General features: G+C 71.0%; 24 protein-coding genes. 13 read left to right on the top strand and 11 right to left on the bottom strand.

Annotated features, from left to right (window positions below):
- Nucleotides 1-27: 27 nt before the first annotated feature.
- The 4 genes from OJ997_RS11880 to OJ997_RS11865 all read left to right on the top strand — a co-directional run bounded on the left by OJ997_RS11880 (nucleotide 28) and on the right by OJ997_RS11865 (nucleotide 5,197).
- Nucleotides 28-606, top strand: coding sequence for a patatin-like phospholipase family protein (locus OJ997_RS11880; RefSeq protein WP_270025313.1), 579 nt, complete (start codon nucleotides 28-30; stop codon nucleotides 604-606).
- Nucleotides 607-625: 19 nt separating this feature from the next.
- On the top strand, nucleotides 626-1,579 hold the full coding sequence (locus OJ997_RS11875) for a hypothetical protein (protein ID WP_270025312.1): 954 nt from the start codon (nucleotides 626-628) through the stop codon (nucleotides 1,577-1,579).
- The gene (locus OJ997_RS11870; RefSeq protein WP_270025311.1) at nucleotides 1,576-2,514 is read left to right on the top strand and encodes a hypothetical protein; all 939 of its coding nucleotides are present in this window, start codon (nucleotides 1,576-1,578) and stop codon (nucleotides 2,512-2,514) included. The genes OJ997_RS11875 and OJ997_RS11870 overlap by 4 nt, the downstream gene beginning before the upstream one ends.
- Nucleotides 2,515-2,590: 76 nt before the next feature.
- Nucleotides 2,591-5,197, top strand: a complete 2,607-nt coding sequence (locus OJ997_RS11865) for a bifunctional diguanylate cyclase/phosphodiesterase (protein ID WP_270025310.1) — start codon at nucleotides 2,591-2,593, stop codon at nucleotides 5,195-5,197.
- Here OJ997_RS11865 and OJ997_RS11860 read toward each other — a convergent pair whose 3' ends face one another.
- Both OJ997_RS11860 and OJ997_RS11855 read right to left on the bottom strand, forming a co-directional pair.
- Nucleotides 5,198-6,769: a 2-isopropylmalate synthase gene (locus tag OJ997_RS11860; protein ID WP_270025309.1), complete on the bottom strand. Its 1,572-nt coding sequence runs from the start codon at nucleotides 6,767-6,769 to the stop codon at nucleotides 5,198-5,200.
- 147 nt (nucleotides 6,770-6,916) lie between these two features.
- Nucleotides 6,917-7,309, bottom strand: coding sequence for a PPOX class F420-dependent oxidoreductase (locus OJ997_RS11855; RefSeq protein WP_270025308.1), 393 nt, complete (start codon nucleotides 7,307-7,309; stop codon nucleotides 6,917-6,919).
- A gap of 60 nt (nucleotides 7,310-7,369) precedes the next feature.
- On the opposite strand from OJ997_RS11855, the gene OJ997_RS11850 reads away from it, so the two are divergent.
- Together OJ997_RS11850 and OJ997_RS11845 are read left to right on the top strand one after the other, a co-directional pair.
- On the top strand, nucleotides 7,370-7,684 hold the full coding sequence (locus tag OJ997_RS11850; RefSeq protein ID WP_270025307.1) for an ArsR/SmtB family transcription factor: 315 nt from the start codon (nucleotides 7,370-7,372) through the stop codon (nucleotides 7,682-7,684).
- Complete coding sequence (locus OJ997_RS11845; RefSeq protein WP_270025306.1) at nucleotides 7,681-9,336, top strand: SulP family inorganic anion transporter; 1,656 nt, start codon at nucleotides 7,681-7,683, stop codon at nucleotides 9,334-9,336. Before OJ997_RS11850 ends, OJ997_RS11845 begins: the two co-directional genes overlap by 4 nt.
- On the opposite strand, the gene OJ997_RS11840 is transcribed toward OJ997_RS11845, so the two are convergent.
- Nucleotides 9,333-10,181 carry an arginase family protein gene (locus tag OJ997_RS11840; RefSeq protein WP_270025305.1) on the bottom strand — a complete coding sequence of 283 codons (849 nt, stop codon included), beginning with the start codon at nucleotides 10,179-10,181 and terminating at the stop codon, nucleotides 9,333-9,335. The two genes, OJ997_RS11845 and OJ997_RS11840, sit on opposite strands and share 4 nt — an antisense overlap.
- 39 nt (nucleotides 10,182-10,220) lie before the next feature.
- Here OJ997_RS11840 and OJ997_RS11835 point away from each other — a divergent pair, with 39 nt between their 5' ends.
- A complete protein-coding gene (locus OJ997_RS11835; RefSeq protein WP_270025304.1) occupies nucleotides 10,221-10,349 on the top strand; it encodes a hypothetical protein in 129 nt (42 codons plus the stop codon).
- Here the strand turns inward: OJ997_RS11835 and OJ997_RS11830 are convergent.
- Nucleotides 10,338-10,925: a TY-Chap domain-containing protein gene (locus OJ997_RS11830; RefSeq protein WP_270025303.1), complete on the bottom strand. Its 588-nt coding sequence runs from the start codon at nucleotides 10,923-10,925 to the stop codon at nucleotides 10,338-10,340. The genes OJ997_RS11835 and OJ997_RS11830 overlap by 12 nt on opposite strands.
- A 10-nt stretch (nucleotides 10,926-10,935) precedes the next feature.
- Between OJ997_RS11830 and OJ997_RS11825 the strand changes: the two genes are divergently transcribed.
- Nucleotides 10,936-11,187, top strand: coding sequence for a hypothetical protein (locus OJ997_RS11825; RefSeq protein ID WP_270025302.1), 252 nt, complete (start codon nucleotides 10,936-10,938; stop codon nucleotides 11,185-11,187).
- On the opposite strand, the gene OJ997_RS11820 is transcribed toward OJ997_RS11825, so the two are convergent.
- Nucleotides 11,184-12,545 carry an NAD(P)/FAD-dependent oxidoreductase gene (locus OJ997_RS11820; protein ID WP_270025301.1) on the bottom strand — a complete coding sequence of 454 codons (1,362 nt, stop codon included), beginning with the start codon at nucleotides 12,543-12,545 and terminating at the stop codon, nucleotides 11,184-11,186. The two genes, OJ997_RS11825 and OJ997_RS11820, sit on opposite strands and share 4 nt — an antisense overlap.
- Nucleotides 12,546-13,943, bottom strand: coding sequence for an aspartate aminotransferase family protein (locus OJ997_RS11815; RefSeq protein WP_270025300.1), 1,398 nt, complete (start codon nucleotides 13,941-13,943; stop codon nucleotides 12,546-12,548). It lies immediately after the preceding gene.
- A 139-nt stretch (nucleotides 13,944-14,082) separates the two neighbouring features.
- Here OJ997_RS11815 and OJ997_RS11810 point away from each other — a divergent pair, with 139 nt between their 5' ends.
- Complete coding sequence (locus tag OJ997_RS11810; protein WP_270025299.1) at nucleotides 14,083-14,538, top strand: hypothetical protein; 456 nt, start codon at nucleotides 14,083-14,085, stop codon at nucleotides 14,536-14,538.
- A 250-nt stretch (nucleotides 14,539-14,788) separates the two neighbouring features.
- On the opposite strand, the gene OJ997_RS11805 is transcribed toward OJ997_RS11810, so the two are convergent.
- Nucleotides 14,789-16,387: a PucR family transcriptional regulator gene (locus OJ997_RS11805; protein ID WP_270025298.1), complete on the bottom strand. Its 1,599-nt coding sequence runs from the start codon at nucleotides 16,385-16,387 to the stop codon at nucleotides 14,789-14,791.
- Nucleotides 16,388-16,507: 120 nt separating this feature from the next.
- Here OJ997_RS11805 and OJ997_RS11800 point away from each other — a divergent pair, with 120 nt between their 5' ends.
- Genes OJ997_RS11800 through OJ997_RS11785 form a run of 4 tightly spaced genes read left to right on the top strand, consistent with a single transcriptional unit; the run spans nucleotide 16,508 to nucleotide 20,487 of the window.
- A complete protein-coding gene (locus OJ997_RS11800) occupies nucleotides 16,508-17,599 on the top strand; it encodes an ABC transporter ATP-binding protein (protein ID WP_270025297.1) in 1,092 nt (363 codons plus the stop codon).
- Entirely contained in the window at nucleotides 17,592-18,743 is a 1,152-nt protein-coding gene (locus tag OJ997_RS11795; protein WP_270025296.1) for a polyamine ABC transporter substrate-binding protein, read from the top strand. Before OJ997_RS11800 ends, OJ997_RS11795 begins: the two co-directional genes overlap by 8 nt.
- Entirely contained in the window at nucleotides 18,743-19,606 is an 864-nt protein-coding gene (locus OJ997_RS11790; protein ID WP_270025295.1) for an ABC transporter permease, read from the top strand. The genes OJ997_RS11795 and OJ997_RS11790 overlap by 1 nt, the downstream gene beginning before the upstream one ends.
- A complete protein-coding gene (locus tag OJ997_RS11785) occupies nucleotides 19,606-20,487 on the top strand; it encodes an ABC transporter permease (protein WP_270025294.1) in 882 nt (293 codons plus the stop codon). Before OJ997_RS11790 ends, OJ997_RS11785 begins: the two co-directional genes overlap by 1 nt.
- Before the next feature lie 99 nt (nucleotides 20,488-20,586).
- Here the strand turns inward: OJ997_RS11785 and OJ997_RS11780 are convergent, their stop codons facing one another.
- The 4 genes from OJ997_RS11780 to OJ997_RS11765 form a co-directional block, all read right to left on the bottom strand.
- Nucleotides 20,587-21,768 (bottom strand): ABC transporter ATP-binding protein, encoded by a 1,182-nt coding sequence (locus OJ997_RS11780; protein WP_270025293.1) that lies wholly within the window; start codon nucleotides 21,766-21,768, stop codon nucleotides 20,587-20,589.
- The gene (gene nagA, locus OJ997_RS11775; RefSeq protein ID WP_270025292.1) at nucleotides 21,765-22,835 is read right to left on the bottom strand and encodes an N-acetylglucosamine-6-phosphate deacetylase; all 1,071 of its coding nucleotides are present in this window, start codon (nucleotides 22,833-22,835) and stop codon (nucleotides 21,765-21,767) included. Before nagA ends, OJ997_RS11780 begins: the two co-directional genes overlap by 4 nt.
- Before the next feature lie 100 nt (nucleotides 22,836-22,935).
- Nucleotides 22,936-23,763 carry a carbohydrate ABC transporter permease gene (locus OJ997_RS11770; protein WP_270025291.1) on the bottom strand — a complete coding sequence of 276 codons (828 nt, stop codon included), beginning with the start codon at nucleotides 23,761-23,763 and terminating at the stop codon, nucleotides 22,936-22,938.
- Nucleotides 23,763-24,638, bottom strand: a complete 876-nt coding sequence (locus OJ997_RS11765) for a carbohydrate ABC transporter permease (RefSeq protein ID WP_270025290.1) — start codon at nucleotides 24,636-24,638, stop codon at nucleotides 23,763-23,765. The genes OJ997_RS11770 and OJ997_RS11765 overlap by 1 nt, the downstream gene beginning before the upstream one ends.
- Nucleotides 24,639-24,724: the final 86 nt, after the last annotated feature.

Raw genomic sequence — 24,724 nt, 5'->3', positions numbered from 1 at the left:
CCGACGCGCGGCTGGCAGGCTACGGATATGTTCCGACCGCTGGCCGCTGAGCTCGAGGAACGACGTGCCGCCGCCCTGCGCCGCGCCCCGCGCCCGCAGCGCACGCTCGGCGGCCTCGGCCGGCACATCGAGGCGCTCGGCGCGAGCTTCGACGGACAGCTGCGGATCTCCGCCGTGGACCGCGCCAACGGCAAGCGGGTGATGTTCGGCGCGCCGGAAGCGCCGCGCGCGACGGTCGCCGAGGCCGTGCTCGCCTCCTGCGCCGTGCCGTGGATCTTCTCGCCGGTCGCGATCGGCGAACGCGAGTACGTCGATGGCGGCGTCTGGAGCTTGATCAACCTCGACGCCGTGCCCGCCGGCCGCGGCTCACGCGTGCTCGTCCTGATCCCGACCGCCGGCGCGAGCATCGCTCCGCTGCGCACGGCGACCGCGCTCGCCACGACGCGCGAGGTAGCCGCGCTGCGCGCCCGTGGCGCCGAGGTCACGACGATCGTCCCCGACGACGCGAGCCTGAAGGCGATCGGCCCGGACCTGATGGACGGCAGCCGCGCCGAAGCGGTCGCCACCGTCGGGTACGCGCAGGGCCGCCGCGCAACTCCTGAGTAGTCCACCCGTTCCAACGGACATGCTTGCCACCGCGCTGGCCGCCGTCGCGGTCGCCTGCGGCCCCTCCGGGGCCGAGACGCTCGCCGAGACCGCGCACGTGCGCGTCTACAGCCAACGCGGCACGGCGTACGGCTGCAGCGCGAAGCGGCGGATCGCGCTGGGCCGCGCGGATCGTGTCCAGCACGTGTATGTGGGCGGGCGGTTCGCGGCGGCCCGCCGGAGCGAGCCGTACGGCGAGTCGCTGCGCGTGTACGACCTGCGGTCAGGGCGCCCGCGCGGCGTCAAGCTCCGCGTCCAGCAGTTCGACGCGATCCGGTTCAGCTCGACGGGTCTCGCCGTCGGGCTCGGGCAGCGCCTCGCGGGCGGCCTCGGCCTGTACGGCACCGACCACGTCGAGTACGGCGCGCGCGGCGCCGACCCGCGCTTCCTGTGGCTCAAGGGCCACGTGCTCGGCACGCTCGTCGACGGGGTCCACACGCTGCAGGGGCTTGATGACGACAGCCCGTCCGCGGCGAACGGCACCCTGTTCACCCAGGGCAAGATACGGATCGACGTCCGTGGGCAGCAGTTGACGGCGCGCCACGGGAGCGAGCCGCCGGTCGCGCTCGGGGAGGGCATGGGCTCCTGTAGCTCGTCGCCGAGCGGGTGCGGGGGCATCCAGACGCTCCGGTTCGCGGCCGACCGCTTCGTCGCGACCTGGTACGTCAACGCGGACCCCTACGGCCAGCCGCGTGCGTTCACGGTCCACGACCTCGAGACCCGCACGCAGCGCGAGCCTTGCCCGCGGGTCGTCAGCGTCGTCTTCACCGAGGCCGGTCGCGTCGCCTGCGTCGTCGTCGTGCGGAACACGCTGCAGGTCGTGTCCGAGGGCGTCGTGCTCGACGAGGGCCTGAAGCTCGCCGCGCTCGAGCGGCGCGGAGACCGCATCCACTGGACCAACGACGGCGTCGAGCGCTCCGCCCCGCTGCCGTGATCTGCGGTCCCGCCCACGTCGAGGAGCTCGCGCGCACCGCGCAGACGCGCGTGTACGTCCAGGACGGCGTCGCGCGCGGCTGCCACCGCGGCCGCCGGTCGCTTGCGCTCGGCCCCGCGAAGCGGATCGTGCGCGTCTACGTCAAGGGCCGGTTCGTGGCGGTCAAGCGCAAGACGCGCGACGGGCGGTCGCTGCGCGTCTACGACCTGCGCTCCCGCCGCCCGTTCGGCGAGCGGGTGGATGTCTGGCGCATCGGGAAGATCGTGCTCGGCGCCGGCGGCACGGCGGTGTTCTTCGGCTATGAGGCCCCGGAGGCCTCGACCTCGCTCAACGACACCGGCATCGAGGGCTACTACTACGGCACCGGATACGAAGACGCGTTCCTCAGGTTCAAGGGCAGCGTGATCGCCGTCCGCGAGGGCAACCGGCGCTTCCGGTTCGTCGGGCTCGACACGAACAGCGAAGCGGCCGAGCTCGGGACGCTCCTCACGCACGGCGACGTGCGCATCGACGTGAGCCGGCGCGACGTGCTCACGCTGCGCCGCGGTGAGGAGGCGCCGATCGAGCTCGGCCGGTCGATCACCAACTGCTACTCGGCCTCGGGCTGCTTCGGGATCACGTCGGTGGACATCGCGTCGGGCCGCTTCGTCGCCTCGGACTGGAACAGCGCGGCGCAAGGCGGCGACGGCCGGCTCACCGTCTACGACCTCGACACCCGCGCGCAGCGCGAGGCGTGCCGGAACTCAACGCTCTACGTGCTCGGCGTTTCCGGAAGGGTCGCGTGCAGCTTCCGAACCCCGAATGGCGGGCGGATCGAGGTCGAAGGCGTCGCGCTCGACGAAGGGCCGGACGTGGACCCGGAGACGCTCCAGCGCTTCCGGGGCCGGCTTGTCTGGCGGCGGGGCGGCATCGAGCAATCGGCGCCGCTGCCGTGATCCAACAAGAAGTCGGCGCGTAGCCGTCATCCCTGAGCATCAAGTCACAGTTGTGTCCGGCCGATGACACCGCACCATGCTCAGGAGGAGACTCGATGACGGGCGCCGGTGGCGCTCCGCGCTGCTTGTCGGTCTGCTCGGGCTCGCGATCACCGGCGTAGCGGCCGTTCTCGCCTTCCACGCCGACGCCCGCGAGGACCGTGCGCGCGACGACGAGACCCGCGCGCAGGCGGTAGGCGCGCTGCAGCTCCTCACCTCCGGCTTCGAGAACCGCCTGCTCGACGTGCGCGGGCTCTACGTCGCCAGCAGCGACGTCTCGGCCGCCGAGTTCCACGCCTTCACACAGCCGATGATCGCGGCCCGCAGCTCCTACGCCCTGTACTGGCTGCAGAAGGTCACGCCGGCCGGCCGCGCGGGGTTCGAGCGCGAGGTCGGCGTGCCCGTCCGCACGTTCGTGCGCGGGAAGATCGCCGAGGTGACCGGCCCCGGCGCGGGGTTCCCGGTGCGGTACGCGACGACGCGCGACCAGCTCGGCGGGAAGATCACGCTCGGGTACGACGCGTTCAACGACCCGACCCGGCGGGCGACGATGCAGCGCGCGATCCTGAGCGGCACGCCGCAGTCCACGCCGATCGTCGACTTCGTCAAGACCACGCGCTCCGGCCTCGTGGTCTACGTGCCGGTCTATCGCGTCGCGGGGCGCCACACGCTCGCCAACACGATCGGCCTGGCGGTCGGCTCGTTCACGATCGCCGAGGCACGCGCCGCCGTGCGCGAGATGGCCACGCCGGGCGCCGCGGTGCGCGTGGAGATCGACGGCCGTGAGGCGTTCGACACCGGCAACGTCGATCCGGCCTCGCCCAGCACCTCGTTCGCGTTCGGCGGCCGCACGTGGGCGGTGCAGACCCAGACGGCCGACGCCAGCGGCCTCAGGCTCGGCCCGGTGGCCGCGCTCGGCGGGCTGCTGCTGACGCTGCTGGCCGTCCTCGGCCGCTGGTGGCGGACCAGCCGCGTCGTGCTCGAAGGCCGGCGCGACCGGGCCGAACGCCGGTTCCGCCAGGTGTTCGCGGCCGCGCCGGTCGGGATGACGCTGGTCGACCGCTCCGGCGCCGTGCTGCAGGTCAACCAGGCGATCTGCGACCTGACCGGCCGGACCGAGGCCGAGCTGCTCGCGTTCCGTGGCCACGACGCCGCGCTCGCGGAGGACCGAGATCGGCTCATCGCCGCCTTCCTGGAAGCCCGGACGCGCCCCGGCGAGTCGATCGCCACCGAGGTCCGCGTCCACACCACCCGTGGCGCCCGCTGGACCGAGCAGCACGTCACGTTCCTCGGCGACGAGCAGGTCATGCTCATCCAGACCGTCGACATCGACGAGCGCCGCCGCTTCGAGGCTCAGCTCGTCCATCAGGCCGAGCACGACTCGCTGACGGGCCTGCTCAACCGTCGCGGGCTCACGCGCGTGCTCGCCGAGCGCCGGGAGCACGGCGGCGCGGTCGTGCTGCTCGACCTCGACCACTTCAAGGCCATCAACGACTTGCACGGGCACGAGGCCGGCGACGACGTGCTGATCGAGGCCGCGGCCCGCATCGCCCATGTCGTGCGCGACGGCGACACCGTCGCCAGGATGGGCGGCGACGAGTTCGCGCTGCTGCTCTCCGGCGCCGACGAGGCCGGGGCGCGGGCCACGGCGCAGCGCCTGGTGGAGGCGTTCGACGAGGCCCCGTTCGTGTCCGACAGCGGCTGCCACACCGTCACGGTCAGCGTCGGCGTGGCGATGCTCTCACCGACCATGCCCGAGCCCGACGACGCCCTGGTCGCCGCCGACCTGGCGATGTACGACGCCAAGGCCGCCGGCCGCGGGCGCTCCGCCGTCTACGACGAGACCTCCACCCGCTCGCACACGCGTGACCGGCTGCTGGCGGTGGCGCAGATCCGCTCCGCGCTGGCCGAGAGCCGCCTGTTCCTCGTCGCCCAGCCGATCCGCCACCTGCGCACCGGCGCGGTCGTCTACCACGAGCTGCTGCTGCGCATGCGCGAGCCGGACGGCCGCGTGCTCGCGCCCGGCGCGTTCCTGCACGTCGCGGAGGAGTTCGGGCTCATCGGCGAGATCGACCTCTGGGTCGCCCGCAACGCGATCGCGATCCTCGGCCTGCACCAGGACCGCGACCTCGCGTTCCACGTGAACCTCTCCGGCCGCTCGCTCGGCGACCCGCTGCTGCTGGCGAAGATCCACGCCGAGATCGAGCGCACGGGCGTCGACCCGCGCAAGCTCGTGTTCGAGATCACCGAGACCACCGCCGTCGGGAACTTCGAGCAGGCCCGGGCGTTCGCGACCGGCCTGAAGGCGATCGGCTGCCGGCTCGCGCTCGACGACTTCGGCGCCGGCTTCAGCTCCTTCCTGTACCTGAAGGAGCTCCCGTTCGACATCCTCAAGATCGACGGCGCGTTCGTCCGCCAGTGCACGACGACGCCCGCCGACCGCGTGATCCTCGAGAGCCTCGTCCACACGGCCGCCGGGCTCGGCAAGGAGACCGTCGCCGAGTTCGTCGAGGACCAGGAGACCGAGGACCTGCTGCGCGAGCTCGGCGTCGACCTCGTGCAGGGCTACCACGTCGGGCGCCCGACCGACGTGCACGAGGCGATCGCCGCCCTCGTGCGCGCCACGGCCGGGCGCGGCGAGTAGCTACGGCGTCTGGGTGAGCACCGGCTCGTCGGTCTCGGCCGACTCGGCGGCCGTCAGCACCTTGCGCTCCACGTTGCTGAGCGCGCGCACATAGGCGAGCGCGGCGGCCTCGATGATGTCGGTCGAGACGCCCTGGCCGGACGCGTTCTGGCCTGAGAGCTCGAGCACGACGCTCGCCTCGCCGAGCGCGTCCTGGCCGGACGTGATCGCGTCGATGCGGAAGTCGCGGAGCTTGACCTCACGCGTGGTGGCGGCGTTGATGGCGCGGAAGATCGCGTCGATCGGGCCGTCGCCGGTGAAGTCGCCGCGGACGGTCTCCCCCGCGGGCGTCTTGATCTCGACGGTCGCATGCGGCGGCCGGCGCGAGGAGGCCTCGACGTCGAACCACTCGAGCGTGTAGGCACCCTCGTCCGTGCGGAGCTCGTCGGTGACAAGCGCCTCGAGGTCCATCGCGGTGACCTGCTTCTTCTTGTCCGCGATCTCCTTGAAGCGCTTGAACGCCTGGTTGAGCGTCTGGCCCGTGACCTCGTAGCCCAGGTCGCTCAGCGCCGACTGCAGCGCGTGGCGGCCGGAGTGCTTGCCGAGCACGATCGAGTTCGTGTCGTCGAAGCCGACGGACGCGGCGGACATGATCTCGTAGGTCGAGCGCTCCTTGAGCACGCCGTCCTGGTGGATGCCGGACTCGTGCTGGAACGCGTTGCGCCCCACGACCGCCTTGTTGGGCTGCACGCCGTAGCCGGTCAGGCGGCTGATCAGGCGGCTCGTCCGCGCGATCTCCCGCGTGTTGACGCCGGTCTCGAAGCCGATGTGCTCCTCGCGCGTCTTGAGCAGCATCACGATCTCCTCCAGCGACGCGTTGCCCGCGCGCTCGCCGAGGCCGTTGATCGCGCACTCCACCTGGCGGGCGCCGGCCTGCAGCCCCGCGAAGGAATTGGCGACGGCCAGGCCGAGGTCGTTGTGGCAGTGCACGGACAGCACGACGTCCTTCAGGCCCGAGACCCGCTCGTACAGGCCGGCGAGGAACGCGGCGTACTCGATCGGCATCGCGTAGCCGACCGTGTCCGGGATGTTGATCGTGGTCGCGCCCTCTTCGATCGCGGCCTGCAGCACCTCGGCCGTGAAGTCGACGTCAGCGCGGGTGGCGTCCATCGGGGAGAACTCGACGTCGTCGACGAGGCTGCGAGCGTGCGCGACGGCCGCGCGCGCCTGGCCCAGCACGTCCTCGCGCGTGGACTGCAGCTGGTGCTGGATGTGGATGTCGCTCGTGCTGATGAACGTGTGCACGCGCGGGCGCTCCGCGTCCTTGACGGCTTCGGCGGCGCGCTCGATGTCGGCCGCGTGGGCACGCGCGAGGCCCGCGATGACCGGGCCGTGCACCTCCCGCGCGATCGCCTGTACAGCCTGGAAGTCTCCCGGCGAGGCGATCGGGAATCCAGCCTCGATCACGTCCACGCCGAGGCGCGCGAGTTGATGCGCGATCTCGAGCTTCTCGGTCGTGTTGAGGCTGATCCCCGGCGACTGCTCGCCGTCGCGCAGCGTGGTGTCAAAGATGATGACCCGATTGGGGTCCATGGCGCAGCTCCTTTTCTGGACTTTCTCGCTTCTTCTTCGGTGTGAGTTCGCGGCTAGCGGCCGCCCACGCAGTAATCCCCCTAGCGGGGGAGGAGAAGAAGAAGCAGGGAAAGACGCAGCTGCGGCATCGCGGCTTCGGACTGTAGCTCAGACATGCCACCCGTGCCAACGGTCGATCTCGATCCAGGCGCTCGTGCGAGGTTTGTCGCGGACCGGGTAGGCCTCGCCGCGGTAGTGCGTCGAGAGCCGGTCGATGTCCTCCAGGTCCGTGTCGGGCTCGAGCGAGACGACCCGGCCCTGCAGGCTCACGTGCCGGTACCAGTCGCTGTCGAGGACCGTGAGCGACACGCGCGGGTCCTCGCGGATGTGCTTGAGCCGGGCCCGCGAGTCGTCGAGGTTGACGAGCAGCCGGCCGTCCTCGAACAGGTACCAGGTGGCCACCGTGAGCGGCGAGCCGTCGGGCTTGAGGCTCGCCATCACGGCCGGATGCGGCTGGGAGAGCAGCGCCTGGAGCTCTTCGGGAAGCGGGGACTTCGGCATCGTCGGGTTCTATCAAGCGTGCGTTGTGGTATGCGTTTTTCGTTATATAGTGATGTTGGTATGCCTTACGTGCCGGTGCTCAAGGCCGAGTTCTTCAAGGCGATCGGCCACCCGATCCGCATCCGCGTGCTCGAGCTGCTGAGCGAGGACGAGCAGTCGGTCTCGGACCTGCTCGCGGCGATCGACGTCGGCCAGGCCCATCTCTCCCAGCAGCTCGGGGTCCTGCGCCGTGCCGGGCTCGTCCATGCCCGGCGTGAGGGCTCGCACGTCCTGTACGCGCTGACGGACGCGCGCATGGCTGAGCTGCTCGCCGTGTCACGGCAGATGCTGGTCGACATGGCCACCGCGACGCGCGACGAGCTGCTGAACGCGTGATCGGGTCCCTGCTCCCACGGCGAGCCGACTACGAGGGACTCCGACGCGGATGGGCCGGCGAGGTGCTGGCCGGCGTCACCGTCGCCGTCGTCGCGCTTCCGCTCGCGCTCGCCTTCGGCGTCGCCTCGGGGCTGGGCGCCGAGGCGGGACTGGTCACGGCGGTCGTCGCGGGGATCGTGGCCGGCGTGTTCGGGGGCTCCCGCGTGCAGGTCAGCGGCCCGACCGGGGCGATGACCGTCGTGCTGGTGCCGGTGGTCGCGTCCGTCGGCCCCGGCGGGGTCGTGGTCGTGGCGCTGCTGGCGGGGCTCATCCTGGTCGTGGCCGGCGCCGCCCGGCTCGGCCGCTACGCCGGCGTGCTCCCCTGGCCCGTCGTGGAGGGCTTCACGCTCGGCATCGCCGTGCTGATCTTCCTTCAGCAGGTGCCGCCCGCGCTCGGCGTCGCCACGCCGGACGGCGAGAACACGGCCACGGTTGCTGTGCGCGCGATCGCCGACTGGGCGCCCGCCCAATGGCACGCGCTCGCGATCGCGGCGCTGGTGGCGGGCCTGATGAGCGTGCTCCCGCGCGTCCACCGCTCGCTGCCCGCCGCGCTCGTCGCCGTGGGCGTCGCCACCCTGGTCGCCGAGGGCGCCGGCCTCTCGGTCGCCCGGATCGGGGAGATCCCGTCGGGGCTCCCCCTCCCCGAGCTGCCGGAGCTCGCGGCGGGCGACCTGCCGAAGCTGCTCTCGGCCGCGTTGGCCGTGGCCGCGCTGGGCGCGATCGAGAGCCTGCTGTCCGCGAAGGTCGCCGACGGCATGGCCGACGGCGACCCGCACGACCCGGACCGCGAGCTCTTCGGCCAGGGTCTGGCGAACGTGTCGGTCGCGTTCTTCGGTGGCATGCCGGCGACCGGCGCGATCGCCCGGACCGCCGTCAACGTGCGGGCGGGAGCGCGCACCCGCGCCGCGACCGTCATCCACGGCGTCGTGCTGGCCGCCTCGATGGTCGCGCTCGCCTCGACGCTCGAGCGGATTCCGCTCGCCGCGCTGGCCGGCGTCCTGATGGTCACGGCCGTGCGGATGATCGAGTTCGGCACGATCGCCCACCTGGTCCGCTCGACCCGAGGCGACGCGCTGCTCGTCGTCGCCACGGCGTTCGTCACCGTCGCGTTCGACCTCGTGCTCGCCGTCGGCGTGGGCGTCGGGCTCGCATCGCTGCTGGCGCTGATCGCGGTCGCCGACAGCACGTCCTTCGAACGCGAGCCGATCGAGTCCGTCGACGTCGACCCGGCGCTGGAGCACGCGCTGCTCCACGAGCACATCGTCGCCTACCGCCTCGACGGCGCGCTGTTCTTCGGGGCCGCCGAGCGCTTCCTGCTCGAGCTCGCGGACGTGAGCGACGTAGAGGTCGTGATCCTGCGGCTCGGGCGCCTGCGCATCATCGACAGCACCGGGGCGCAGGCGCTCAGCGACCTGATCGCCCACCTCGAACGCCGCGGCATCACCGTGCTGCTCACGTCGGTCCGCCCCCAGCACCAGCCGTTGATCGAGCACGTCGGCGTGATCGGCCGCCTGGCGCACGAGAACCACTTGCTCCCGACCCTCGCCGACGCGCTCGTCCACGCGCGCCGGCATGTGCGCAGCGTCGAGGGCGCAGCGGCCGCTCCGCTCTAGTCGATGACGTCGGCGATCAGCCGCACGATCCGGCGGGCGTCCAGGCCGGTCGGGTCCTGGTCCGGGTCGTAGATCACGAAGCTCATCCCCACGCAGCCCCCGGCTCCGACCGCAGCAGCGAGCAGCGCGGTGAGGCGGTCCCATGTGAGGCCGCCGGAGGTGCCGTCGTCGCCGGGGACGCCCTGTGCCGGGAAGTCGGCCGGGTCGAGCACGTCGAGGTCCACGTGCAGCCACCACGGCCTGCCGACGTGAGCGACGGCCTCGGCCCCCGTGGCATCGGTGATGTCGGGCAGGGCGCGCGCCCAGACCCCGTGGCCGGCGAGCGACCCGACGTTGAAGCGCGCCCGCCAGCGATCGTCGCGCGGACCGATCATCGCCAGCGCGTTCCGGTCGAGCACGGCGAAGCGGTCGCGCAGCTCGACGGGCAGCAGCCGACCGGTCAGCCCCAGCAGCAGGCCGATCTCGGTGTTGGCGGCCTCGCCGTCCTCGGACACGTCGAGCGGCATCGTGTCCTCGTGGCCGTCCACGCACAGCAGCCCGACCGGGGCGAGCGCGGGGATGATCCCCAGCAGGACGGAGCAGTCGCCGCCGACGACGACCGGAAACCGCGACGTCGCCCGCAGGCGTTCCCCGAGCCGCTCGGCCATCACCAGCAGCGCGCCCTCGTTGACCAGCCCGGTGCGGGGCCCGCGGGTCGGGTCGCCGGGCGGCAGCTCGACGTCGCCGCCGTCGTGTGCGCCGAGCGCCGCCTGCAGGCCGGCTGCGCGCAACGCCGCGGCCGCGCGGGCCTGGTTCCCGGGGCGCCCGTACCCGTCGAAGGGGACGCCGATCAGTTCGATGTCCATCGCGCCTGAACGCTACGGATCGTGGGTATCCCCCGCGCCGTGGCCGCGATCTCCCCCTCTCCCCGTCGTCGTCGCCAGGACCTCCCGCAGTGGGCGGGCACGGTCGGCATGGCGCTCGGCACCGCTCTCGGCGGTGCCGCTTGCTACGGGCTCGCGCTACTGCTGTGAGCGTGGACCGAACGCCCAGTCCGTGAGCTTCGCGTGGGCGGCGCGAAACGGCACGCCCCGCTGCTCGCGCGACTCCGCCCCCTCCAGGACGTCGACGTCGAAGTGCTCGGGCGTGGCCGTGACGGACACGCGGAAGCGGTCGAACGGCGCGTCGAACCGCTGCACGGTGAGCCACTGGTTGCCCTGGTCCAGATCGCTCATGTACTCGAAGAGGGCGCCCTCGGGGGGCTCGTCCCAGACGTCGGCGAACGTGCGGTGCACGAGCGCAATGATCGCGGCGTAGCCCGCCGGGCCGGGGGCGAACCAGCACGTCCAGTTCCCGCCTTCTTCGGGGGCATGCCAGCCGACGGCGGCGAGCGTGGCGTGCTGTCGCTCGCCGAGCTGGTCGGCCGGGTCGAGGAACGCGTTCGAGACCGCCTCGCACAGCAGCTGCTCGCCCACCGGCGAGAACTGCACGTAGTAGTTGCGGGTGGCGTCGCCCTCCAGGACGACGAACGTGCCGGAGTCCTCGGGATCGCGTGAGAGCTGCTCCAGCCCCGCGACGATCGCGGCGTCGGTGGCATCCTCGATGACCATGGGCGGTAGCGTGACAGCCGTGCAGGCGGCGGCGAAGGCACTCGGGTTCGTGGCGTGGGTGCTGCTCGCGGCCTTCGTGGCGCTGCTGTTCACCGACCACGAGGAGGCCGCCGGCGCGTGCCTCGTCGGTGCCGGCATCCTCCTGTTGGTGGCGGGCCCGATCTACCGGCGCTCCGACGACCGGTCGACGCGGCTGTCGGGCGCGGTGATGATCGGCGCGGCGGTGTTCTTCGCCGCGCTGGGCCTCGTGTACCTGCTCTAACGAGCCACGTGCATGCCCAGCGCGCGTGGGGCGGCGACCGCCGCGCGGGTGACCAGGTCAACACGCGCGCCCGCTTCTTCAAGGCGTTCCTTACGTAAAAAGGCGCGGCGTACGAGCGTTCCACCGGTGATCGCGAGCGGCTCGCCCGGCACGCGGACGGGGTTCGGATCGGTCACCGCGAGGTCCGTGGACTCGCCGCTCGCCAGCGCCGCGAGCGCGCGGCCGGCCAGGTGCGAGGGGCCGACGCCGTTGCCGGTGAAGCCGAACGCGTAGTGCACCGGGCCGTCGTCCAGGGTCCCGATCTGCGGGAGGTGGCTCGGGGAGACGTCGATCGGGCCGCCCCAGGCGTGGGTGATCGCGCGGCCTTCGATCTGCGGGAACATGTCGACGAGGTGGGCGTGGGTCTCGGTCGCGACCTCCGGGTCGACCTCGACCTTGCCGTGCAGGCGTGCCCCGGCCGCGAGGCGTCCTCCACCCCAGCCGAACGCGATCCGGCCGTCGCGCGTCGTGCGGAAGTAGTGCACGAACGTGCGAGCGTCGGTGATGCACTCGCCGCCGGTCCAGCCGAGGTCTTCGATCACGTCCGGGACGGGCTCGGTGAGGACGATGTGGGAGGAGGTCACGCTCAGCCGATGGCGGAGCGGAGGGACGCCGCGCGTGGCCGCGTTCATGGCCAGCACCGCCGCGCCGGCGCGGACGCGACCGCCGCTCGCGGTCTCGACCACGACCTCGCGCGGCCCCGACCGCACCGCGGTCACCCGCGAGCGCTCGCGGATCACGTCGAGGAGCTTGGCCCGCAGACCCAGCGCGAGCCGCGCGGGCTGGACGGTCGCGTCGTCGGCGACCAGCAGGCCGCGCCGGAAGCGCGGCGAGTCGCAGCGGGCCCGGGTCTCCTCGGCACTCAGCGGCCGTACGCGGTCGCCCGGCGCGGCGGCGAGGATCTCGTCCAGCACCGCGTCGTGCGCGGGCGCCGTCGACGCCATCACGTAGCCGCCCGGCGTGAACCAGGCGTCGACGCCCTCCTCCTCACACCAGGCGCCGATCGAGCGCACGCTCTCTCCCGACGCGAGGCACAGCTCGAGCGCCCGCTCACGGCCGAAGCGCTCCACCAGCGAGGGCAAGTGCGTCCACAGCGTCTCGCAGAAGCCGCCGTTGCGGCCGCTCGGCCCGTGCCCGCACAGCTCGCCCTCGAGCAGCAGCACGGACGCGCCGCGCTCGCGCAGCTGCCACGCCGTCCACATCCCGGTGTAGCCGCCGCCGATGATCACGACATCGGCGCTCGCCTCCTCCTCGAGCGCCGGCGCGGGCGTGACCGGGCCGGCTTCGGCGAGCCAGTACCCGTGGGCCGTATGAACCATCTATCCCTCGTAGAAGCGCTGCGAGGCGTCGGCCAGCACGGCCTCCGTCTTGGCCGCCATCTCCTCGAGCTCTTCACGGCTGGCGGTGAGGGGCGGGGCGAGGTGCAGGACGGCGTCGCCGCGGTCGTCCGGGCGGGCGATCAGGCCCTCCTCGAGCAGCCGGCCGGCGAGGAAGCCGCGCAGCAGCTTCTCGCGCTCCTCCGCGCTGAAGCGGGACTCCTCGGCGTCGCGCACGAGCTCCAGCGCCCAGAAGAAGCCGGCGCCGCGCACGTCGGCGACCATCGGGACGCGCTCCTTGATGCCGTTCAGCAGCTCGCCGATGTACGGCTCGAGCTCGCGGACGTTCTCGAGCACGCCGTCGCGCTCGAAGATCTCGATGTTCCGCAGCGCGATCGCGCTCGCGACCGGATGGCCGGCGAACGTGATCCCGTGCATGAGCATCCGGCCGTCCTCGTAGAGCGGCTCGGCGATCTTGTCGCTCACCAGCACCGCGCCCATCGGCGCGTAGGCGGACGTGATGCCCTTCGCGCACGTGATCAGGTCCGGCGCGACGCCGTAGCGCGAGGAGGCGAACCACTCGCCGATGCGACCGAACCCCGTGATCACCTCGTCGGCGACGAGCGCGATCCCGTACTTGTCACACAGCGCGCGCAGCCCGGGCCAGTAGCCCTCGGGCGGGACGAGGCAGCCGCCGGCGTTCTGGACGGGCTCGGCGATCAGCATCGCCACCGTCTGCGGGTCGGCCTCGATGATCGTGCGCTCGGCGTCGTCGAGCAGGCGCTGGCAGAACGCGGCCTCGTCGTGCCCTTCCGGATCGCGGTAGCGGTTCGTGTTGGCGATCCGCGTGACCGGGATCGGCGCGGCGCCGAACGGCTCCTTCATCGGCCGCACGCCGGTGAAGCTCAGCGCGCCGAGCGTGACGCCGTGGTAGGCGATCTCGCGCGCGATCGCCTTCACGCGCTGCGGCTCGCCCTTGGCGAGGTAGTGCTGGCGAACGATCTTCCAGGCGGCCTCGACCGACTCCGAGCCGCCGTTGGTGAAGAACACGCGGTTCAGGTCGCCGGGTGCGCGCTCGGCGAGCGCGGCGGCGAGCTTGATCGACGGCGGGTGCGCAGTCGCCCAGTTCGTGTTGAACGCGAGCGTCGACATCTGCGCCGACGCCACCGCCGCCATCTCCTCGCCGTACGAGTAGCCGATCTGGCAGCAGAACAGCGAGCTCAGCCCGTCGAAGTACCGGTTGCCCTCGGTGTCGAACACGTAGGAGCCTTCACCGCGCTCGAGCACCAGCAGCGGCTTCCCGCCCGGCCCGAACGCGCCGTTGCGGGTGAAGTGCATCAGCAGGTGCCGGTGTGCCTGCTCCTGCAGCGAGTCGGTTCCCACCATGTCGGGCACAGTCATGCACGACATGCTCGCCCTGGATCGGCGAACGAGGCAATAGGCGGAGCGTCGCATTTCCGCAGACTGCGGCCGACACTCCGTCAAGCTGGACGAAAAGGCCGCTTGTCGCTTTTCCGACGAACGCGCACCATTTGACCCAGTGACGCGATGGATCGCTCTTGCCGTGCTCGCCGCCGTCGGCGCCACGCTGCTGCTCACCTGGCCCGACGTCAAGGAAGAGACGGGGCCGCAAAAGGCCGCCTCGCTCTACGGCTTCAACTGCAAAGCGCCGTGCGCGTACGGCCCGTCATGGGTCGCCTACCGCGTGAGCAAGCTCTACGCCACCGACGTCAAGCCCGGCTCCTGGGCCGGCAAGCCGCTCAACCCGACGCCCGCGATCGGCGCGATCGCCTCGTTCGGCGGCGACCGCGTCGCCTTCGTCGAGGACGTGCTCTCCGACGACGCGATCGAGATCACCGAGCTGAGTGCCAAGACGTTCACGCGGCGCACGGTCACGCGTGGGAACGGCTGGCCGCGTGGCTTCATCCTCGCCGGTCCGCGGCCGTCGACGAAGCCGACGACGCCTCTCGATGATGGTGGCGGGGCACTGATCTAAGACGCCGTTCCGTTTGGGCTCGGCGTGATCGATTTCCGGTCGACGAACGCGTGCTGGGAAGGGGGTGTGTCCCGAAACTCCCGCTATGCGGGAGTTTGTGACCACACCCCCTTTCCTCGGAGCGCGGTCGTGCGCGATCTTGGTCGACCGGACGTGGAGCGGACCAAAGCAACCACGACCGCTCCTCCCCTTCGCCCTCGATGGCCGTTGAACGACGCGCTCACAACCCGAGGCGCGCCAACCGAGGTGCCTACCGCGCCCCCCCACGCCTGAATCGCCGCGCCCGCACGGCCAGGTGCAGCCCGAGCACCACGTCCTCGTCCTCTAAGGACACCCCGAGCGCCTCCTCGATCCGCCGCAGCCGCAGATAGAGCGACTGCCGCTCCAGGTGCAACGCTCGCGCCGCCTCGGCCTTCCTCCCACCCGCGGCCAGGTAGGCCTCCAAAGTTTCCAGCAGCACGCGCGTTCGCGGCGCCCCGTCCCCGATCAGCGGCCCCAGCTGCTCCTCGACGAACACCTCGAGCTCGGGCGTGTCCCGCAGCTCGTGCAGGAGGTCGGTGACGCCGGGCCGCCGCGCGTCGTACCAGCGCCGCACGTCCAGCGCCGTGGCCGCTCCCGCCGAGCGCCGCACGCGCCGTAGCCCCTGGCCAGCCGCCGTCCAGGTGTCCGCGGGCGCGCCGACGGCGAGCGCGGCGTCGGAAGGCCCGAGCCCATGCCGGTCCAGCGCACCGTGGAAGAGATGGGCGACGTGCTCGACGAGCGCCTCATCGTACTCGCGCGAGCCGAGCGCCAGCAGCACGAGCAGGTCCACGTCACGCGGGCCGAGCAGGACCGCGAGGCCGGTCGAGGCGAGCGCGCCGCGCAGGTCACCGGCGAGCCGGGTCCAGGTGACGCCGTCCGCCCCGTCCGAGCGGCCCCGTGTGTATGCCGGGCGCCGCCACGCGGCGACCAGCGGCAGCAGCGCACCGCGACCCGTGCCCGGGAAGCCCAGAGCGTCCGCGCGACGCCGCGCGTCGGCCTCCTCCACGCGGCCGTCCGCGAGCTCGGAGAGGAACGCGCCGCGCGAGCGGGCTCGGAGCTGCTCGTCGTGCTGCTGGGAGAGCAGATCGATGGCAACGGCCAGCGCCGCGCGCTCCACCGCGACGCGGTCGAAGTCGTCCAGCCGGTTCTCGAGCGAGAGCGCCATCAGGCGTCCCCAGCTCGAGTCGAGTAGCCGGACGTCGGCGCTGAAGACGCCCTCGGCCACCTCGCCGCGGTCCTCGGCGCGGTGCACGTCCGTCCAGGCGCTCAGCGCGAGATCGTCGCCCGGGGGCCCGGAGACGTAGTAGACCAGCGCCCCGCCCGCGTCCTCGAGGACGACCGGGTTCCCGACCGCCAGGCACAGCTCGGCGAGGATCTCGGGCACGCCGCGCCCGCGCAGGATCAGCTCGGTGAAGCGCCGGTGGATCTCCTCCCCGCGCGCGAGCAGCGCGTACTGGGCGTTTATGACCGCGGCGTGGACGGCCTCGGTGATCTCGATGAACCGCACCGGGCGGTGGAACGCGATCACCGGCACGCCCGCCCGCGCGCAGCCCGCGACGACGGCCGGCGGGACGTCGCGCCACGTCGACCCGAGCTCCACGGCCAGCGCGGCCACGCCCTGCTCGACCAGCGAGCGCGTCCACGCGGTCTGGTGCGCGGGATCGGTCGCCGGGCCGAGTCCCGTCGTCAGGACGAGCTCGCCGCCCTTCAACAGATCGTCAGGTTGGGGCATCTCGATCACGTGCGCCCAGCGGATCTGGCGGTCCAGAGCGGTATCGCCCACCACGACCTCGGGGAGCGCACGCCGGACCACCGGCAGTTCGAGCACGTCGGCGAGGCTCAACATGACGTTCTGTCAGTCATGATGGCGGAACATCCGACCCACTGTCCATTGCGACGGCTCGACGCAACCGGAAAGGTGGGCAACGGTCAGAGGAAGGGAGCGAGGGTGGCAGCAACTGAGGCCGAGGCCGACATCCATCTGGATGGCGTCAGCAAGCGCTTTGGGGACATGACGGCGGTCGACGACCTCACGATGTCGATCCCGCGCGGGAGCTTCTACGCGATGCTCGGCCCGTCCGGGTGCGGGAAGACCACGACGCTGCGGATGATCGGGGGCTTCGAGGACCCGACGGCCGGCAAGGTCTACCTCGGCGGCTCCGACGTCACCCAGCATCCGCCCTACCGGCGCGACGTGAACACCGTGTTCCAGTCGTACGCGCTGTTCCCGCACCTGAGCGTGGAGAAGAACGTCGCTTTCGGGCTCGAGCGCAAGAAGGTCGGCAAGGCGGAGGCGCTCAAACGCGCGGGCGAGGCGCTGGAGCTCGTGCAGCTCAGCCACGTCGGCAAGCGCAAGCCGGCGCAGCTCTCCGGCGGCCAGCAGCAGCGCGTCGCGCTCGCCCGGGCACTCGTGAACCGCCCCCGGGCGCTCCTGCTCGACGAGCCGCTCGGCGCGCTGGACCTGCGCCTGCGCAAGCAGCTGCAGATCGAGCTCAAGCGGATCCAGCAGGACGTCGGCATCACGTTCGTGCACGTGACCCACGATCAGGAGGAGGCCATGAGCATGGCCGACACGATCGCGGTCATGAACAAGGGCCAGATCGAGCAGGCCGGCTCGGCCACCGACCTCTACGAGCGCCCGCGGACGGCGTTCGTGGCCAACTTCCTCGGCATCTCGAACCTGATCGAAGCCAAGGTCACCGGTGACCAGCGGGTCACCACGCACGACGGCGCCCAGCTCCACGCGCCCGAGTGCGCGGGGCTGACCGGCGACGTGCGGATCGGCGTGCGGCCGGAGAAGATCACGCTGCTCCCGGACGGCGAGCCCGTGCCCGACGGCTACAACGCGCTGCGCGGCAAGGTCGTCGTGGCCGCGTTCCTCGGCGTCTCGATCCAGTACGTCATCCAGGCCGCGGGCGGCGAGGAGCTCAACGTGTTCGCGCAGAACACGGACGGCTCGGAGCCCGAAGGGCTGGCGGTCGGCCGCGAGGTGCAGCTCGTCTGGCGGCCGGAGCATACGTTCGTGGTGGAACGTGGCTGAGCAGACGCGCCGCAAGTTCCTCGGCCGCGGCGGCTCGCTCGCGCTGGCCTACGCGCTGGCGGGCTGCGGGATCGAGGGGACGCTCGAGCGGGCCCAGAAGGCCGCGACGCCGATCCCCGAGATCACCCACAAGAAGGTCCCGATCGGCAACTGGACGTTCTCGAACTGGCCGCTGTACATCGACAAGGACATCCTCAAGGAGTTCGACGAGCAGTACGGCGGGCACGTCAAGTACCTCGAGGACATCAACGACAACGACGAGTTCTACGGCAAGGTCCGCCAGCAGCTCACGGCCGAGCAGCCGATCGGCCGCGACATCGTGACGCTGACGGACTTCATGGCCGTCAAGTGGGTGCGCAACCGCTACGTGCAGCCGCTGGACAAGAAGAACATCCCGAACGTCGTCAAGAACCTCGTGGACAACCTAAAGTCGGTTCCGTACGACAAGAAGCGCGACTACACGGTGCCGTGGCAGTCGGGGGCCGTCGGCATCGGCTACAACCCGAAGAAGACCGGTCGCGAGCTCAACTCGTTCAACGACCTGTTCGACCCGGCGTTCAAGGGCCGCGTGACGATGCTCAACGAGGCCTACGACTCGTCGGGCGTGACGATGCTCGCGCAGGGCGTGGACCCGACCACCGCCAAGATCGACCAGATCCTGGCCGCGATCGAGAAGATCCAGCAGGCCGCCGACTCCGGCCAGTTCCGGCGCTTCACCGGCAACGACTACTCGACCGACCTCGCCAAGGGCAACATCTGGGTCGCCCACGCCTACTCGGGCGACATCGTCCAGCTGCAGAGCGACAACCCGGACCTGAAGTTCATCTACCCGGACGAGGGCGCGATGCTCTTCACCGACAACATGATGATCCCGGCCAAGGCCGAGCACGTGTACGCGGCCGAGACGATGATGAACTTCGTCTACGAGCCCGAGGTCGCCGCCAAGCTCGCGATCTACGTCAACTACCTCTCGCCGTGCAAGGGCATCAAGGAGATCGTCGAGAAGACCGATCCCGATATCGCCAACAACCCGCTGATCTTCCCGTCGGACGAGATCCGCAAGAAGCTGCACCCGTACCCGGCGCTGTCGGACGCCGACGAGCGCACGATGAAGGAAGCGATGGCGAAGGTGACGGGGGCCTGATGAGTCTCAATACCCGTCGCAAGCTGCTCCCCTGGCTGTTCATCGGCCCCGGTCTGCTGTGGCTGCTGCTGTTCTTCCTCTACCCGCTGCTCAACCAGGCGTCCGTGTCACTGATGACCGGCAACCCGGAGCAGGGCTACGACCTGACGTGGGCGTTCCACAACTACTGGGACGCGATCTCCGAGTACAAGGAGCAGTTCGGCCGCTCGATTCTCTACGCGGGGGTCTCGACGCTGCTGTGCCTGATCATCGGCTTCCCGCTCGCGTACTTCACGGCGTTCCACGCGGGTCGCTGGAAGAGCTTCATCCTGCTGCTGATCATCCTGCCGTTCTTCATGAGCTACGTGCTCCGGACGGTGGCCTGGCAGCTGATCCTGTCCGACGACGGCACCGTGGTGAGCTTCTTCCGCACGATCGGCCTGCTCGGTGACGACGGGCGCCTGCTCGCCTCGCGCACAGCCGTGATCGCCGGCATCACCTACAACTTCCTGCCGTTCATGGCGCTGCCGCTGTACGTGGCGCTGGAGAAGATCGACCCGCGGCTGCTCGAGGCGGCGACCGACCTCTACGCCTCGCGCACGACCGCGTTCCGCAAGGTGACCGTGCCGCTCGCGCTGCCGGGCATCTTCGCCGGCTCGCTGCTGACGTTCATCCCGGCGTGCGGCGACTTCATCAACGCGGCGCTGCTCGGCACACCGCAGCAGTACATGATCGGCAACGTCATCCAGTCGAAGTTCTTGAACATCCTCGACTACCCACAGGCGGCGGCGCTCAGCTTCACGCTGATGCTGTTCATCCTGGTCGGCATCTTCCTGTACGCCCGGTTGCTCGGCACGCGCAACCTGACCGAGGCGGCGATCTGATGTCGGCAGTCACGGAAGTCACCCCGCCCGCCCCGGCCGAGGAGACCGCACCGCCGTCGGGCGGCAGCGCGAGGACGCGCGACCGGCTCCGCCACGGCGGGCTCGCCCTCTGGTCGGTGCTCGCGCTGCTGTACCTGTTCATCCCGGTCTTCATCGTCGTCCTGTTCTCGTTCAACGACAACCAGGGCCGGTTCAACTTCACCTGGCAGGGCTTCACCTTCCGCCACTGGGCCGACCCGTTCGCGGATCCGGACCTGGCGAAGGCGCTCACCAACAGCGTGGAGATCGCGCTGATCTCGACGGCGATCGCCACCGCGCTCGGCACGTTCATGGCGATGGCGCTCGTGCGCTACCGCTTCCGTGGCCGCAGCACCGTGGACTTCTTCGTGTTCATGCCGCTGTCCTCACCGGAGGTCGTGCTCGGCGCGGCCCTGCTGGCGATGTTCCTGACACTGAACATCAACACCGGCTTCGTCACGGTCGTGATCGCCCACGTCATGTTCACCGTCTCCTACGTGGTGGTGACCGTGAAGGCGCGATTGGAGGGCATGGACCGACACATCGAAGAGGCGGCCATGGACCTCGGTGCCACGGAATGGACCACGTTCCGAAAAGTCACCCTGCCGATGATCGCGCCGGGCGTCGCCGCCGCGGCGATGCTCGCGGCCGCGATCTCCTTCGACGACTACGTGATCACGTCGTTCAACGCCGGCCAGACGCAGACGTTCCCGCTGTTCATCTTCGGCGCGACCCGCCAGGGCGTGCCGGCCGAGGTGAACGTGCTGGCGACGATGCTGCTGCTGGGAGTGCTGCTCCTGATGGCCGGGAACGTGCTGATCCAGAAGTCACTGGCGCGCCGGGACACGATGCGCGCCGACTAGGAGTCGCCGGCGGACCCGACCACGCACGATTCTGGCGGCCGCCGATCACCGCCTGACGCCACCCAGTGACCGGTCATATGCGCACCGGCATACTCCCGGTCACCGGGCGTCGCCAGCCGGCGCCGGCGACCCCCAGCGATCGCGCGCGGCCGGGTCCACCGACGACATGGGCAGCGCCTTCCCGCTCTCGACATCGAACCCGTGCAGGCGGTCGGGGTCGACGGTCAGCTCGATCTGATCGCCGACCGCGACCGGCGCGCGGGCGTCGAGGACGACCGTGAAGGACGCGCGGTCCTCGTCGGCGAGCAGGACCTCGTCGCCGGAGGCCGCGGCGTCGACCGCGTCGGTCAGCGCCGCGGACCGCAAGCGCGGGGCGTCGATGCCCGCGACCACGTGGGTCTCGGTGCCGAGCCGCTCGACGACCTGGACGACGGCCGGGATGCCCGGGCCGAGCTTGAGGTCGTGCGGGCGCACGCCGAGGATGAACGGGCCGTCGAACGCGCTCGGGACCTGGCAGGAACCGAACCGCGCTGTGCCGTTCTCGCCGTGCGCCTCGACGAGGTTCATGGCCGGCGAGCCGATGAACGCCGCCACGAACAGGTTGGCGGGGTGGTCGAAGAGCTGCTCGGGCGTGTCGCACTGCTGCAGGACGCCGCCGCGCAGGACCGCGACGCGCTGGCCGAGCGTCATCGCCTCGACCTGGTCGTGGGTGACGTAGACCGTCGTCACGCCCAGGCGCTCGTGCAGGCGTGACAGCTGAGCCCGCATGGAGACGCGCAACTTTGCGTCAAGATTACTCAAGGGCTCATCCATGAGGAAGGCTTGGGGCTCACGGACGATCGCGCGGCCCATGGCCACGCGCTGGCGCTGTCCGCCGCTCAACTCCCCGGGCTTGCGCTCGAGCATCTCCTCCAGGCCGAGGATGCGGGCCACGTCGTCCACGCGCTGCGCGATCTCCGCCTTGCTCGTCTTGCGCAGCTTCAGGCCGAAGCCGAGGTTCTGGCGCACGGACAGGTGCGGGTAGAGCGCGTAGGACTGGAAGACCATCGCGATGTCGCGCTTGCGGGGATCGAGCAGCGTCACGTCGCGGCCGCCGATGTGGATCGAACCCGAGGTGACCTCCTCGATGCCCGCGATCAGCTTCAGCAGCGTCGACTTGCCGCAGCCGGACGGGCCGACGAGCACCATGAACTCGCCGTCGGCGACCTCGAGCGACACCTCGTCGACGGCCACCGGCCCGTTCTTGTAGGCCTTCGACACCGCGTCGATCCGGATGCTCAACTTCGTCCTCCCACGCGTTCGCGGCCATCGACCAAGACTTGCCGGATCTCGAGGCGATCGTCGAGCACCACGACGTCCGCCGGCGCCCCGGGGACGAGGCGTCCGAGATCCGGCCGGCCCGCGATGCGGGCGGGCACTGCACTCGCAGCCGCCAGGGCGGCTTCGAGACTCACGCCGAGGGAGTGCAGGTTGCGCACCGCCTCGATCATCGTCAACGCGCTCCCCGCGAGCTGGCCCTCGGGGCCGCGGACGACGCCGTCCTCGGCCTCGATCCGGCGCCCGCCGAGCACGAACTCGCCGTCACCCATCCCGGCGGCCGGGGCGGCGTCGGTCACCAGGGCAAGGCGACCGCCGGCCGCGTTCCAGGCGACCCGCACCGTGTCCGGCGCCACGTGGTGCAGGTCCACGATCATCTGCACCAGCACATCGTGACGCGCGAGCGCGGCGAAGCCAACACTCGGGTCGCGCGACGTGGACGGGCGCATGGCGTTGAAGAGGTGGGTGACCGTGGTGATCCCGCGGTCGAACCCGAGGTGCGCCTCGGCGGCGGTGGCGTCCGTGTGGCCGGCGCTCACGGTGATCCCGCGCGCGACCAGCTCGTCCACCAGCTCGAACGCGCCCGGCAGCTCGGGCGCGACCGTCATCTGGGACACCGGCGCGACGTCGAGCAACCGGCGCAGCAGCGCCACATCGGGAGCCGAGAGGTGCGACGGGTCGTGCACGCCCGTCCGGCGCGGCGACAGGAACGGGCCTTCCAGGTGCGCGCCGAGGACGCGCGCGCCGATGCCGCCCACCGGCATCGCGCGCAACGCGTCCAGCAGCACGGACTCCGGCGCGGTCACGAACGTCGGCTGGAACGCCGTCGTGCCCGTCGCCAGGAGGGCCTCCCCCACCCGCACGTACCCCTCGTGGTCGGTGGCCATCAGGTCCACGCCCGCGAAGCCGTTGACCTGCAGGTCGATGAACCCCGGCGCGGCGATCCCGCTGCCGTTGGACGACGCGAGCCCGACCTCGACGATGGCGCCGCCGTCGATCGCCACGTCGCCAGGAACGAACGTTCTGTCCACCAACGCGGCTGAGACTCCAAGCCTCACGAGGTCCACCTCCCGCGGGGGAATCGCCCCCTGGGCGATTCCCCCAGCTGATGCGAGCGCGCAGCGCGAGTCATCAGCCTTTGACCGCCCCCGCCGTCCGCGCCGTCATCAGATGCTTGCGCGCGAGGACGAACACGATCGCCACCGGCAGCGTGTAGAGCACCGACGTCGCCATCACCGCGCCCCAGTCCGTGTCGCCGCGCCCCACGAACGACTGCAGGACCAGCGGCACCGTCTTGCGGTCCTCGTCGTTGATGAAGGTCAGCGCGAGCAGGAACTCCTTCCAGCCCTCCAGGAACGACAACACCGCCGTCACGGCCAGGCCCGGCGCCGCCAACGGCAGCACCACCCGCCACATCGCCCCGATCCGCGTCGCGCCGTCGATCCGTGCCGCGTGCTCGAGCTCCTCCGGGATCGACAGGACGAACCCGCGCATCACCCAGATCGCCAGGGGCACGCTGAACGCCAGGTAGGTGATGATCAGCGACCAGTACGTCCCGAGCAGCCCGGCCTTGCGCATGGTCACGAACAGCGGGATCACGAGCACGACGAGCGGGAACATCTGCGTCATCAGCACGAGGATCAGCAGGATCCGCGTGATCCGCACCCGGTAGCGCGCGAGCACGTACGCCGCGCCGGCGCTCACCAGCAGGCAGATGACCATCGTCCCACTCGCGACGATCAGCGAGTTCAGCAGCGCCCGCCCCACGTGGCCCTCGCCGAGCACGCGCGGGTACTGATCCCACTGCGGATCGGACGGCCACAGGTCCGGCGTGCGCGTGTAGATCTCCGACCGCGGCTTCAGGGACGTGATCACGACCCAGTACACGGGGAACAGCGCGAACGCCGACACCGCGACCATCGCCGCGTACATCCAGCCGCGCTTGAGCAGCCAGCGCACTAGGAGAACTCCCCCTCACGGCCGACCAGCCGCACGTAGATCAGCGCGAAGGCCAGCAGGATCAGGAACAGCACGACCGCGACCGCGCTCCCGAGCCCGTAGTGCGAGAGCGCAAAGCCCTCGCGGTAGGCCGCGACCGCCGCGGTATCGGCCGACCGGTCCGGCACGCCCGCCGCCATCACGTAGACCTGGTCGAAGATCTTGAAGTCCCAGATCGTCGAGAAGATCACCAGCACGGCGACGATCGGCCGCAGCAGCGGCAGCGTCACGAGCCGGAAGCGCTGGAACGCGTTGGCGCCGTCCACCGCCGCCGCCTGCAGCGTCTCCTTGGGGATCGTCTGCAGGCCGGCGAGCAGCGACAGGGCCACGAACGGGAACGACTGCCAGACGACCGTGACGAAAATCGCCACGTACGCGCTCTCGCGGTCCGCGAACCACGCGTAGTCCTGGAAGCCGTCGAAGCCGACGTTCACCAGCGCCCAGTTGACGAAGCCGTAGCGCGCGTCGAAGAGCCACTTCCAGATCGCGCTCGCCGCCAGCGCCGGCACCGCCCACGGCAGCAGCACGGCGATCCCGAAGAACAGGTTCCCGCGCAGGCGCTGGTTCAGGAGCAGCGCGACGCAGAACCCGAGCACCATCGTCCCGACCACGCACGCCGTGCCGAACACGACGGTGTTGATCAGCGACGTCCGCAGGTGCTCGTCCGCGAAGACCTCCTTGAAGTTCTCCAGGCCCACCCAGGTCGAGCCGCCGTAGATCAGCTCGCCGAGGCCGGTGTCCGTGAACGACAGGTAGACCGTGCGGACCAGCGGGTAGCCGACCAGGCCCGCGATGATGACCAGCGCCGGGAGGAGAAGGAGAACCGGGAGGGTCAACCGGCTCACCAGACGGCGCGCGATCACCATCGCGGGCGGACGCGGGGCGTTCCGTCGCCCCGCCTGGACGGCTGCCGGAGCCGTGC

The sequence above is a fragment of the Solirubrobacter phytolaccae genome, from assembly GCF_027587195.1.
Taxonomy (GTDB): domain Bacteria; phylum Actinomycetota; class Thermoleophilia; order Solirubrobacterales; family Solirubrobacteraceae; genus Solirubrobacter; species Solirubrobacter phytolaccae.
The sequence above is the reverse complement of the archived record's forward strand: the minus strand, read 5'-3'. Positions and strand labels throughout refer to the sequence as shown.

Coding starts and splice junctions, on each gene's coding strand:
- OJ997_RS11815 (WP_270025300.1), bottom strand. CDS start 13,943: ATGACTGTGCCCGACATGGTGGGAACCGACTCGCTGCAGGAGCAGGCA.
- OJ997_RS11875 (WP_270025312.1), top strand. CDS start 626: ATGCTTGCCACCGCGCTGGCCGCCGTCGCGGTCGCCTGCGGCCCCTCC.
- OJ997_RS11880 (WP_270025313.1), top strand. CDS start 28: ATGTTCCGACCGCTGGCCGCTGAGCTCGAGGAACGACGTGCCGCCGCC.
- OJ997_RS11820 (WP_270025301.1), bottom strand. CDS start 12,545: ATGGTTCATACGGCCCACGGGTACTGGCTCGCCGAAGCCGGCCCGGTC.
- OJ997_RS11785 (WP_270025294.1), top strand. CDS start 19,606: ATGTCGGCAGTCACGGAAGTCACCCCGCCCGCCCCGGCCGAGGAGACC.
- OJ997_RS11865 (WP_270025310.1), top strand. CDS start 2,591: ATGCTCAGGAGGAGACTCGATGACGGGCGCCGGTGGCGCTCCGCGCTG.
- OJ997_RS11840 (WP_270025305.1), bottom strand. CDS start 10,181: ATGGACATCGAACTGATCGGCGTCCCCTTCGACGGGTACGGGCGCCCC.
- OJ997_RS11850 (WP_270025307.1), top strand. CDS start 7,370: ATGCCTTACGTGCCGGTGCTCAAGGCCGAGTTCTTCAAGGCGATCGGC.
- OJ997_RS11830 (WP_270025303.1), bottom strand. CDS start 10,925: ATGGTCATCGAGGATGCCACCGACGCCGCGATCGTCGCGGGGCTGGAG.
- OJ997_RS11790 (WP_270025295.1), top strand. CDS start 18,743: ATGAGTCTCAATACCCGTCGCAAGCTGCTCCCCTGGCTGTTCATCGGC.
- OJ997_RS11860 (WP_270025309.1), bottom strand. CDS start 6,769: ATGGACCCCAATCGGGTCATCATCTTTGACACCACGCTGCGCGACGGC.
- OJ997_RS11855 (WP_270025308.1), bottom strand. CDS start 7,309: ATGCCGAAGTCCCCGCTTCCCGAAGAGCTCCAGGCGCTGCTCTCCCAG.